The organism is Natrarchaeobius oligotrophus (assembly GCF_003841465.1).
Classification (GTDB): Archaea; Halobacteriota; Halobacteria; order Halobacteriales; family Natrialbaceae; genus Natrarchaeobius; species Natrarchaeobius oligotrophus.
Genome location: NZ_REFZ01000035.1, coordinates 1 through 12,205 on the forward strand (window position 1 = coordinate 1; position 12,205 = coordinate 12,205).

7 protein-coding genes are annotated in these 12,205 nt (G+C 59.6%); 1 reads left to right on the forward strand and 6 read right to left on the reverse strand.

Annotation, left to right across the window (positions count from 1 at the left end):
• Window positions 1-85: 85 nt before the first annotated feature.
• Window positions 86-5,635: a carboxypeptidase-like regulatory domain-containing protein gene (locus tag EA472_RS21225; protein ID WP_165874960.1), complete on the reverse strand. Its 5,550-nt coding sequence runs from the start codon at window positions 5,633-5,635 to the stop codon at window positions 86-88.
• A gap of 406 nt (window positions 5,636-6,041) precedes the next feature.
• Between EA472_RS21225 and EA472_RS23570 the strand changes: the two genes are divergently transcribed.
• Window positions 6,042-6,818: a helix-turn-helix transcriptional regulator gene (locus EA472_RS23570; RefSeq protein ID WP_449289237.1), complete on the forward strand. Its 777-nt coding sequence runs from the start codon at window positions 6,042-6,044 to the stop codon at window positions 6,816-6,818.
• Window positions 6,819-6,885: 67 nt separating this feature from the next.
• Here the strand turns inward: EA472_RS23570 and EA472_RS21235 are convergent, their stop codons facing one another.
• From EA472_RS21235 to EA472_RS21255, 5 genes are all read right to left on the reverse strand, one after another.
• On the reverse strand, window positions 6,886-7,800 hold the full coding sequence (locus tag EA472_RS21235) for a phage tail protein (RefSeq protein WP_165874961.1): 915 nt from the start codon (window positions 7,798-7,800) through the stop codon (window positions 6,886-6,888).
• A 553-nt stretch (window positions 7,801-8,353) separates the two neighbouring features.
• A complete protein-coding gene (locus EA472_RS21240; RefSeq protein WP_124193481.1) occupies window positions 8,354-9,634 on the reverse strand; it encodes a TrkA C-terminal domain-containing protein in 1,281 nt (426 codons plus the stop codon).
• Window positions 9,631-10,854 carry a potassium channel family protein gene (locus EA472_RS21245; RefSeq protein ID WP_124193482.1) on the reverse strand — a complete coding sequence of 408 codons (1,224 nt, stop codon included), beginning with the start codon at window positions 10,852-10,854 and terminating at the stop codon, window positions 9,631-9,633. The genes EA472_RS21240 and EA472_RS21245 overlap by 4 nt, the downstream gene beginning before the upstream one ends.
• Window positions 10,855-11,812: 958 nt before the next feature.
• Window positions 11,813-12,022, reverse strand: a complete 210-nt coding sequence (locus EA472_RS21250) for an ester cyclase (RefSeq protein ID WP_124193483.1) — start codon at window positions 12,020-12,022, stop codon at window positions 11,813-11,815.
• On the reverse strand, window positions 12,006-12,205 hold a 200-nt coding region (locus EA472_RS21255), incomplete at its 5' end, for a transposase (RefSeq protein WP_207891174.1). The genes EA472_RS21255 and EA472_RS21250, both read right to left, overlap by 17 nt.

Genomic DNA, 12,205 nt, shown 5'->3' on the forward strand with positions numbered 1-12,205 from the left:
AAGCGTCTCGACTGCCACGAGATTAAAGAACTCGTCTATCCAAGGCTCATCTTGCAGGGTCGCTGAACTCATTCCACCTCAGCGTTCACCCTGCTCTTAGGTATGCTAACTGTTCTATGACACCCTCCTCGAGTCCAACGGTCACGTCGGAGACGTTCTCGTCGTTACCCACCGAGACGGTCGTCGTCTCCGAACGGTAGCCGTCCGCGCTCATCGAGACCTCGTACTGCTCTCCGGTACCGGCGACGTTCTCGAGGGTGAACTGGCCGTCGGCGTCCGTCTCCGCGGCGTAACTGCCGCCGGTTTCGGTGGGGACGGCCTGGACGTCAGCATCGGCGATCGGAGTCCCCGTCACCTCGTCCTCGACGACTCCGCTCACGGAGGCGTTTCCGAGCGCCGTCACGTCGATGACGGTCGTCTCGTCGTGGCCGACGCCCGCCGTGATGGTAGTGGTCTCGTATCCGTCACGCTCGGCCGTCACGTCGTACGTTTTCTCGCGGTCGAAGGCGGGACCGCCAACGACTCCCTCGACCTCGTAGCCACCGTCAGCGTCGGTCGTCGTCTCGTGGATCAACTCGACGTCGACAACCGAATCGTCGACGAACTCGAGGGTCACGTTCGCGTCCGCGATGGGTGCGCCCGTCCGCTCGTCACTGATCGTCCCCACCACGGTTTCCTGGCCGACCCGGACGAGCGGGAGTTCGACCGTCTCCTCGTCACCGGGGTCGAGCTCGCCGGCCGTCTCGGTCGTCGGCTCGTAGAAGGTGCCGTGCGTGGCCGTCACGTTGTACACCGCGCCGTCGCCGGGGATCGCCTGCTCGTGGACGTCGTCGTCGAGGTCGACGACGGTGAAACGCTGCGTCGACTCGCCGTGGATGCGCTCGAACTCGAGGGTGGTACCCACGTAGACGTCTTGTGCGTCCTCGAAGATTGCATCGAAGATCACGTTCTCGATCACTGCGTTGCCGATCAGCTCGTTCGAGAGCGTCGTCGTCTCCTCGCTCTCTACCGCGACGTCGTCGATCGTCTCGTCCTTGTAGGCGTCGTGGGAGATCGATACCTCGTAGTCAACGCCGCTCGGGACGGTCGCGATCGTGTAGACGCCGTCGTGTTCGGTCGCCGAGTACGGACCGCGGTCGTCGTCCGCAGTCGCCTCGACCGTCGCCTCTTCGATCGGGAATTCGAAATTCTCGTCGGTGAGTTCCACCTCGATCGTGGCGTCACCCGAGAGCGCGAGGTCGCGTTCGACGTTCTCTCCATCGCCGACGGCGACCGCCGTGGCGTTCGACTCGTAGCCGTCCGCGCTTACGGTGATCTCGTACTCTTCGCCGGTTCCCGGAACGTCCTCGATCGTGTACTCTCCATCCGCGTCAGTGGCGTCCTCGAAGGCGACCGCCTCGCCGGTCGGATACTCGAGGGTAACGTCCGCGTCTTCGATCCCGTCGCCGGTCCCTTCATCGACGACGGTGCCGCTCACCGATCCGGTTCCACCGATAGTGAGAGAGATGGGAATATCGACATCGAGCGATTCCCAGTTCGTGTTGGGTTCGTACCCGTCAGCGGATGCCGTGTACCGGATCTCATCGTCACCGATCGTCCCACCGGGTGCGAGGTGCGTCGGCATTGTGGGCAACGCAACGGCCACGCTGCTTCCATCGCTTCCGGTCGTCACCGTCGCCTCGCCGAGCGTCGGTCCGTCATCACCCCTGTGGTGTTCGATGTCGACCGATGCATTTCCGATCCGGTACTCCTCACCAGCGGTTTCGAAGAGCCGATCGTGAACCTCGATACTGTTGGTTCTCGCTCCCATGAGCGTGAGGTCCGCCTGTGCCTCCGCACCGTCTCCGACCGTCACGGTCGTCGAGTTCGCGTCCCAGCCGTCTGGATCGGTACTCACCGTGTACTCCACTCCGGTTCCGGGGACGTTCTCGACGGCGTACTCGCCGTTGCCGTCCGTCGTCGTCGTGTACGCTACGGACTCACTCGAGACGGTCACGTCGACCTCCGGGATGCCCTCGAGCGTCGCATCTTTCACCGTCCCGCTCACGGAGGCGTCTCCGGCGAGTTCGATCGCGCCGGCATCCGCAAGCGCGCCGTCATCCACCAGAACCGTGCTGTCCCCCGCTTTGTATCCGGGTGCCTGTGCGACGATGGCGTACTCTTCGCTCGTTCCGGGAACGGTTTCGATGGTGAACGAACCGTCCGCGTCCGTCGCGTCCTCGACCGTGAACTCGGCGTCGCTCGGATAGACGACGATCACGTCGGCGTTTTCGATCCCGTCACCCGTACGCTCGTCCTCGACGGTTCCCTCGACCGTCGCGTTGCCGGTTAGTTCGGAATCGAGGGTGTGGGTCGCTTCGTCACCGACGGATTCGTCCGATTCGACGACCGTCACGTAGCCGTCTGCTTCGATTTCTACGTCGTAGTCGTGGCCGCCTGGGACGTACTCGATCGTGTACGCGCCGTTCCCGTTCGTTGTTGCGTCGTATGCGCCGACGCCGTTTTCGGCGGTGACGGTCGAGCCTGCGACCCCCTCGCCGGTTTCGCCGTCCGTTACCGTGCCAGCGATTTCGGCATTGCCGGCCAGCACCCAGTCTGCCGTTGATTGGTCGCCAGGGACTAGCGAGCGGAACGGTATGTGGGTGCCATCGTAGCCCGGTTGCGAGAACGTGTACGAGTACGTAAAGCCACCCGGCAACACGATTTCCATATTTCCGCCCCCATCGGCCGTGAACGCGTCCTCGGCGACGCCGAACGTCTCGTGTTCGATCGTCGCCGTCGCTCCCTCCAGTTTTCCGTCGGTGACCCAGTCGCGAAGGGAAATCGTGTCCCTCGCATCGCCGGTGATCTCGAGGTCGACGCCGGTCACCGTCTCGTCGGCAGGACCGACTGTCACGGTCGTCTGGTGTTCGTGCCACCCCACGCGATTCGCGTTCACCGTGTACGATTCGCCCGTTCCGGGGACCACGGCCTCGTACACCCCGCTCGCGTTCGTCTCAGTCGTGTACGTTCCGTCCCCGTCCGTGAGTTCGACGTCGACGTCGGAAACGGGAGTCTCGAACGTGGCGTCCGTGACGATCCCGATGACCGTGACGTTCGGCGCCAAGACCTCGAGCGTCACCGTCGCCTCGTCGTAGCCGGCGTCGTTCTCGAGGCGGTAGTCGAACTGGTAGGTGCCGTCTTCGGTTGGGGCAGTCAGTTCGAGCGAGCCATCGGACTCGATCGTCAGGTCGCCACCCGCCAACTCGGCTGTCTGGCCCGCGTCGTAGTCTGTGGCGGTTCCGTCGAGCGTGCCACCACCGAAGCTCGCCACCTCCGCCCCCGGTTCGCCGAGGTCGTCGGTGCCGTGACCGTGATCTTCGACGACCGATGCCGTGAGCGTGTCGTCTACGTCGAGTTCCAGTCCATCGACGTCGTTCGCCTCCGGTGGGAGTCCGAGCAGTTCGAACGACAGATCGTCGACGTACGCGCGTGCGTATGCGTCTCCACCCAGCTCCATCTCCTCGGTACTGTTGATGAAAATTCGAACGGTGGCGTGCGTCGCGTCCTCGGGTGGAACGGTCGTGTCCGAGAACGCGTCGAACTCGGTCGTACCGTCAGATCGCATCTCGGAGAGGTCGACGTCGTCTGCCTCCGAGACGGAGAGTTGCGCTCCGTCCTCGTCCAGATAGTCGACTTCGAGCGTGGCGTAGCTCTCCTCCGGCGTCGCTTCGGTTCCGACGAATCCGGCGAGTTCGTAGCTGTATCCGGGGCGGATGGGGATCGTCTGTTCGGCAACCGCGTCGTATCCGTCACCGCCCCGATCTCCGATCGCGTACGGCGGAACCGGCGGATTCTGCTCGCCGTTCGGCTGAGCCGTTCCGGACTCCTGGGGATCCATGCAATCGATGTTGCCGTTTCCGGGAGAGACGTCGTCCCACGCGTCGAACGAGTCGGGGGCACAATCAGCATCCAACAGCGTGCTGTCTCGTACCCAGATTTCGACCGTCGCGGTACTCGAGTCGTGTTCGTTCTCGATCTCGTACTCGAAGGTGTGAGTTCCAACGTCGGTCGGTTCCTCGAGACTGAACGATCCGTCGGCCTCGACGGTGAGCGTTCCGCCGGCGAAGGAAACGGACTCACCCGGCCCGAAGTCGGTTACGCTCGTCGAGAGATCTCCACCGCCGAAGTTCACGAGGTCCGCCTCGGGCGTCCCGAGTTCGTCTACGCCGTTGCCCCAGTCGTCGAACAACGTCTCCGACGGCTCGAACGCGTGGTAGATCCCGACCTCGGTTTCGACGTCGCGGGCGTTCACCGGATCATCACCCGGATCGCCGCGCTCGATCGAGAGGTCGTCGAAGTACACCCCGGCCGGATCCTCGTGCCCGCTCGGACGAACGACGGTGAGTCGAAGGGTCGCCCGCTTCGCGTCGTCGGGCGCGTCGGTGGTTTCCGTGAATCGGTCGAAATCCGTACTCGAGTCGGACTGGAGCGCTTCGAGCGTGAACCCCTCGTTGGAGATCACGTCGCCGTCCGAATCGAGGTACTCGAACTCGACCGTTCCGGAGTATTCCTCGGTGTCGGTTCCGTACAGTCCCGAAACGGTGTAGGTTTCCTCACCGACGACGTAGACGGTCTGTTCGGTGTGGACCTCGTCGTCCAGCGAGAGATAATTGTCCGTGAACGACCGCTCTCCGACGGCCGTGTGGTCGGTGTCGGTAAACGGGAGGTCCTCGAGGTCGTGACAGGACAGATCTTCACCGTCCCACCCGATTGGTTGGTCCTGCGCGTTGTCGTCCCACTCCTCACACCGCGGATTCTCCAGTTCGTGATCGAAAATTTCGAGGTCGACGGTCGCGTCGTCGTGGTCACCTTCATACTCCAGTCGATAGTCGAATTCGAACGTGCCCGTCTGCGTCGGGTTCGTCAGGCTGAACGACCCGTCGGCGTTGACCTGAAGCGTTCCGCCAGCGAACCCGACCTCGTCACCTGGCTCGTGATCTGTAACGTCACCGGAGAGGTCTCCGCCGCCGAAGTGGCTGATCTCTCCGGAGTCGTCGAATCCGCGATCGTCATCGTCCTCGCCGAACTCGGCGTCGAAGAGCGTCCAGTCGGGAGCGAGCGTCTGCTCGATCCCCATTTCGACGCCGTCGACGTCGAATGCCGTCGGTGCGTCGCTGAGCTCTTGGAACTGCACCTCATCGGCCCACAGCAGCGGTCTATCGAGACCAAAATCTCCGCCGTTTACCAGAATTATTCGCACGACCGCTTCGTCGGCGTTCTCCGGGGCCGCCGTCGTCTCGACGTACTGGTCGGGTTCGTTGGGGTCTTCGGGCTGGAATTCACCGCTATCGATCACTCCCTCGCTGATGGGGCTACCGTCGTCGAGAAACTCGACCTGAAATTGCGCGTAGTCGTCATCTACCTCGTCGGACCCAACCCACACGCTGAACTGGTACTCAGAACCACCCGTGACCGGAACCGTTTGCGTGACGATGGATTCGTCCGTCGTCGGTTCCAGATCCTCCCAGTCGATGAACACGTAGTCGCCCACTCTGGGATCTGGCATGAAATCAGGCTCGGGCTCGTTGCATTCGATCTCACCCTGCTCGACCGTCCAGTGAAGCGGCTCCTCACCCTCACTTTGTTCGTCCACAGTACACGTGGGGTTCTCCAGGAGATTCGGACCGAGACTCGTCCCCGCCGAACTCGAGGTCACCGAAAACGATGGTGTTCGAGTCGGTCTGTCGTACGTCCCACCAGCGGTCGCTTCAGCACCACCGACACCGCCGAGTTCGTTCACCGAGACGCCATTTGTATCATCTTCGAACGCGTTTGGCAGTACGTTCGAATCAGAAAGGTCACCCGATACCGCAAACACCCCTGCAGTAAGTACCAGTAAAAACATGAGTAACAATACCCCAATCGCGTGCGGAGATCGGCGGATCATCATCGTCAACAAAATATCTTCCACTTCTATATTACTTTCTTTTTTGATGTTTCATCGATGAACGGCCGTCTCATCGGTGAACAATTATATCAGGGGAGACATCGTGTCAGATATGGATACAAAGGCGCTCCAGGACGCGCTGGCTGTCGGTAACCGGGCGGACATTCTCGCTGCCTGTTACGGGACGCCACAGACTCGTTGCGCGATCGAAGATCGGGTCGATCACTCTCGCGCAACGGTCTACCGCGCGACGACTGCTCTCGAGCAAAACGGATTTCTCGAACAGACTCCGGATGGATTTCGGACGAGCCCGCGAGGAGCGGTAGTGGTCGAGGCTACGAACCGTCTTCTCGATTCCATGACGGCTATCGACCGACTCGAACCGCTTCTACTCGGAGTGAGTTCGCGGGAACTCGCAGCGAACGCTCACCTGCTCATCGACGCCGAACTCGTCGTTGCGACCGAAACCAACCCGTACGTAGCGACCGATCGCGCGATGGATCTCTGGGAGACCTCCCACCGGATCCGATTTGCGATTCCCGCAATCGGCTCACGAGATTCCGTCGTCAGGGGGACAACCGAGGTTCGAAACTCGGGAATGGACGTCGAAATGTGTCTGACACCGAGGGTCCTCTCGACGTTTCGAAACCTAACCCCGGATCTCCTAGACGAGATCATCGTCGCGGAGAACGTAACGATACAGGTCTCCGAAGGGATACCGTTCTCGTTTGCCCTCCACGAGGATGTCGTTACCGTTGGCGCAAACGACGAGACCGGGATCGCAACAGTCCTCGCGATAAGCGACGCTCCGGAAGCACGAAGCTGGCTCTGCGGCCTGTTCAAACGGTGTTGGTCGCGAGGTACCCCGGTCGAGGAGTTCCTCGAGTAGCGAACAACGGAGAACGAGAAACCGAAAGAATCTGTGTCCGAGCAGATCCCCGGACAAAATCGGTGTTTCAGGGACGTTGTGGATAGTAGCCCTGGACTGCGATGACGTAGTTGATCGCCAGATATGGAGACATGTTGTCGTGTGCCATTCCCCTACCAGTGTCCCAGATAGTCATCTCGACAGACATGTCTGCACCGGCTGAATCTGCATAGATCTCTACGTCCTCAGATCGGGCAAGGTGATTTCCGCCGGGTGCTCCGGTGTTTCCCTGGGATCTACTTACTGGGAGAGTCGACTGTGCCCCGTGGTTGTGTGTCGGCAGTTCGTTCGTCGTCAGGGTGACCTGCTCCTCTCCACCAGTTTCGCCGAGTTCTCGATGGGTCCGCCCCGTCCCATGTCCCGCCCCGATCGGGGTTCGGCCGGTCAGATCGGGAAGCTGGAACATCGTCTGTCCGTTCCCGCCGTAGGTCGTCCCGAGTATGCTGAACAACGCCTGGTAGTTCGCGACCTGGAGCTGACGCCCGTCGCACAGCATGAAATCCTTCGGAGCGAACGTTCCGGCGAACATGCTGATCCCACCGATGTACTCCTCGACGGAGAGCTGCGACGCGTCGACGGCCGCGTTCTCAGCCTCGGGGGAATCCCCCGATTCATCGGTCGCCAGCCGACCGGAGACTTCCCGGGAGACCGGCGCTTCGTAGTACACGTCTGTCGGGTCGGAACTCCCGCTCGGCGTCGGACTGAGCGAGAGATCGAACCACTCGCCATCCTCGCCGATCAGCCGGTACATTTTGCCGTCGAGGGACGTCCCTTCGGGACCGTCGAAAACGAGCGTGAACTGCTCCCAGTCGTCGATGACGTCACGCGACGTATCGAGTTCTATCAACCGAAACTCCACGTCGCCGTCACCGTCGGCTGTGAACGTCGTTTCGACGAGATCATCGAGCGTCTGCAGCGATGGGGCCGGGCGTAATTCTTCCATCGACATACGTGAAAGCTACTAGATAATAAATCTGTGTCAACAAATTTCCCCCGATAAATCAGTCGACAGTACATCACTCTGCCATCGGGTTTCGGAATCCTCACGTGGACACTGTGTTACTGGCAATCCTGCGTGTGATTTTACTCGAGACCCGGGGATCCGAGCGTCGACGCCCGACTCTCCGTACACTGATTGCTGCTCGCTATCCAATCGAAACAACCGGATCATCGATCGGCTCTGGAAGGACCCCTCGAGAGCGTCGATGAAGACGGGTTGCAATCAGTCAAATTCCGCGGCGAACGGTAGCGACCGAGTTTCCCGCTGAGTTGCCACGGAAACACGGGCACGTCGGCTCAGATTCGAGACCGAATCGGTCGTGTGGTTAGGCTGTACGAACGCAAAGGAGGTTACGATACTCGCGAAAAGCGATGGAGCACCAGTCGAAGACGCCGTCCGATCTACCGGCAAGCGCCGAACTCGTGTACAACGTTTCGTTTCATCTCGAGTAGATCGACACCTCACACAGCGTGGATGGTGCGGAGAGATCGCCGCATCAAGGCAGATCTCCCCCGTTATTTGTGGCATTTCCTTCAGCAGGTCGATCTCCTTCGATTGGTTTTGCTGGTAACTCATCACCACGGTCCCACTCGAGAGCATTTTCAACAGCCGTTTTCACGTCGGTATCACTTTCGACCAGCTGCACGTCGTTGGAGACCTCCAGCTTGCGCAACGTATTGGGACGACCAATCGCGAACACGTTGTCTCCGGGCTGGATCAATCGCTCTCTGTCCGGCATCGTCTCTATATCTCCACCGGGTGACCGAATTGAGAGGATCGTAACATCTAGCGCACTGGCCGAGACACCGACTAGCGGACTTTCCGTGCCGATTTCGATCACACTCATCGTCTCGTCACCGCGTCGGAGTATCGCGGCGAACTCCCGATCTGGGGACGAATCTGCCGAGAGCGTCATCAGCCGATACTCGACAGTTGGGTCGATTCGATTGGCAGTTGCTTCGTCCGTTACGACTGTCGTTATCTGCCCGGCACTCGATCGCAGTTCAGCCGTTCCAAGGTGTTTCTCACCATCGTCGCCGTTGTACCACAGCTGTAATGTATCGCCCGGTGAAGCGCTGAAGGGCGGATCGGCACGAATCGCGACTGCGGCCGATTTTGGAGGCAGCGTCGGCCCGATTCCCGCCGGGCGCTGACCAACTGCAAGGTATTCGACGGTTCCGTCCGCAGTAATCTCGAGGTCGACGTAGCCGATATCGTGTTCCGCTCTGAGCCGAGCCGTGATTTCAGACTGAAGTTCGGAGATCGTCAATCCGCGTGGGAAATCCATTGTCCGGCCTTTCAGAGCTGTCTTGGAGTCGTCGGCAACGGGATCGTATCCGTCGATATCGTCTATCTCGTCCGGAAACGTGACGGTGATGAACCGACCCGTCGCTCGGACAATAGGGCTCAAGTCCGGTTGGAGCCATCCCCACGAGAGCCGGTCGGAGGTTCCGAGGGTATCGCCGATGTGGCGGCCGCCGTACGCCGCGATACCGGCAACGACGAACACGGTTACGTTGATCAGCGCCTCACTGACTGACAACGGGTCACCAGTTTCCCCAGCGTATTGGATGAAAACGAGGCGCGTGTTGAGATAGATAGCGACGACGCCGAGCCCAAGTATAAGTGTCGCACCATCAGGAAGTGTGTTTCGAACTCGGACTCTGTAAACGAATGTCGCGATCGTCGTCACAGCACCGGCTAACAGCGCCACTCCAACGATTCGAAAGACGGCTGCAATCACCGGGTTCGTGAGGAGGAACCCAGTACTATTCATGTGGCCACCTCCTCGAACGCCCGAAGTTGATCGGGTCTCCCGACAACGATGAGAGTATCCCCCGCCAAGAGTTCGGTCATCCCACTCGGTGCGATGAGCTGCTCTGTGGCCCGTTGAATCGTCAATATCCCGACACCATGGGTATCCCGTATCCGGGCTGTCCCGATGGTAGTCCCCGAAAGCGTACTTCCGTTACCGATAGTTACGTTTCGGAACTGGTTCCCGTCTTGTTTGAGGATGCCAATCGCTTCGTACTCGCGCTGTTTCCCTCGGGAGTGGACGATCATCGGTGCAAAGTCCGTCCGAACGACTCGCCGAGCTTCCGTGAGCAGTAACGCCACGGTCACCTGCCCTTCGCCACCTGTCGTCGTCATTGCAGGCGGCTTCTTCGCCTTCTCGTCCGCCTCGCCATCTTCTGATTCCGTCGATGCTGGATCTGGCTCTTTCGGCGTATCGATCCCATTTGTGCGAGCACTCACGACGGGACCTGTTACGTCGCCATCAGGAAGTTTGATCGTAACCGAATCGCCTCGAGCGACACCCGTTGGCAGGAGCGTCTGTATCGAGACGGCACATCTCCCGGGAGGGATTCGACGAGATAACCCGGCCGCACTCGGGGCCGCGGCTATTTCAGCTCGCCCCCGTTTGTCGACTATCACGTCCACCTCCGCCAGTTCGTAGTCCGTCGTGAGTCGCTCTTCGAGTCGGGTTTCCAGTTCAGATAGTGAAAGGTTCGCCGGGAACTTCCAGGAGCCACTGTGTAATTGCTCGCGGAGGGCTTCCGGTAGTGGGGGATATCCTTCGATAGCGTATATCTCTCCGGCTGGCCGTATCCGGATCTGGCCGTAGGAGTCAACCCGCTCCGCGAGTTCAGCCGAGAGTTGGTTCTCTCGAAGTGATTTGAGTGTGAGACGCCGAGGTGTCGCTTCACCGAGTTTATCACCCTGACTGTGTGCCCAGAGACAGCTCATCAAAATGACGAGAATGGCGATGATCCCCGTCCAACTACCGGCTAACTGCGGATCCATCAACCCCATAAGCCCGCCGGTGACGCCCGCGAGTGTTCCACCGAGGGCAACGACACCGAGTCCTGGAACCGTGACATTCGTGAAATACTTGAAACCAAAGCCGATCGAGAACGTGATAAACGATGGAAAGAGGGCCGCAATCAAGCCGAGATACACGCCAACTAAAATCTCGGAGATCAGTAACGAAGTCATTGAAACGAGTAAGTGACCGACTTGCTAAAGAGGTATTGTTTCAATTGGGACCGGAGTAGGATCGTCTTACATGTAATGAAACATGAAGTTCTTCGATGAGGATACGGTCGTACTTACTAGTTGCTACTCTCCGGGACCGATGTAGAACGTAATACCCTATGGATTCGATGGCTTTTGCAACGTCAAGCCATTGGTGAATCACCAGACAGCGTTGAGGTTAGTCCCCTTTGTGCACCCCACATCAGCATTCGATCACTCCGGTAAAACAGCTCTCTCGAGTTTGCTGTCAAAATTCTTCCAACGAGACTTTCTCGGCGGTGTAATTTCACACCGGAAATCGATGCAGTCTAGTGATTCACCAGAACATAACAAAAGAGCAGTGGTTTTAGCTAAGCCTCAGCAGTCGGTTGAATGGTGGTAGCGAGCTGTTCCTGGAGGATCGGTCGTTGCTCACGGATCTTCTGAGCGTCTTCGGTCTGCTCTATTGAAAACGGACAACAGCGTCGGGGTGTGACCTCCTCCTCGTCAACGGAGAGGGATCGGAGATCCCTCAGGCAGTCGGGCATAGCCCGACGACGTCGAGGCTTCCCACGAGCGGAGGCTTGCTGGTTTGGAAAGTTACGGTTTGACACCCGAGAGGGTGCTGGCTGGGCCACACAGCCGTTACCCCTCTCCTGCGACGGATTCGGAGTTATCTGACTCGTTTTCCGTCGGTATCCTCGCCTCTCACGCGGAGGATACCCGCGAGACGTGGGTTGGAACTCCGATACTGTCCGATTGTTCCGGAATGAGCGCGGACGCGCCGCGTCGGTTAGCACCCAGTACGGCCACAGAACACCGGAATCGTTCGTGTGACGATTCACGCCCGTCGGAAACGACGGGGTCTCTCGCCAAAAAAGAGAGGCTGTGATTGGTAACAAGCTGAAGTCGAGGAAAGGAGATACGGAGAGAGGAGCTATCAGCCAGTCGGCGGCTCCATCACACCGAGTTGCTGAAAGAAGTCGAGATTGTCCCAGTAGTTGATGTCCTCGACGGCTTTCCCGTCCTCGAACCGATTGATGGTCATCCCGGGGCTCTCGACGGTGTTGCCGGTCGCTTCGAGCCCTTCGATCTCTCCCTCGTGCGTTCCGCGCCAGGTAAAGTGATAGGGATCAGCAGAGATACTCATAGATCCTCGGTGAGTGCAGCGTTGGGAGTTTACTCGTGAGATACGCTTTCAGTTCGGAGAGTGTTCGATAGAGTTTGTTGGCACGTCCCTCGTTCACTTGACGCCAGCACTGTTCGAGTGGGTTCATTTCCGGTGCGTACGAGGGGAGGTATTCAAGAAGCAGGCCAGCTTTCGCGGCCTGCT

Coding starts and splice junctions, on each gene's coding strand:
- EA472_RS23570 (WP_449289237.1), top strand. CDS start 6,042: ATGGATACAAAGGCGCTCCAGGACGCGCTGGCTGTCGGTAACCGGGCG.
- EA472_RS21235 (WP_165874961.1), bottom strand. CDS start 7,800: ATGGAAGAATTACGCCCGGCCCCATCGCTGCAGACGCTCGATGATCTC.
- EA472_RS21240 (WP_124193481.1), bottom strand. CDS start 9,634: ATGAATAGTACTGGGTTCCTCCTCACGAACCCGGTGATTGCAGCCGTC.
- EA472_RS21245 (WP_124193482.1), bottom strand. CDS start 10,854: ATGACTTCGTTACTGATCTCCGAGATTTTAGTTGGCGTGTATCTCGGC.
- EA472_RS21250 (WP_124193483.1), bottom strand. CDS start 12,022: ATGAGTATCTCTGCTGATCCCTATCACTTTACCTGGCGCGGAACGCAC.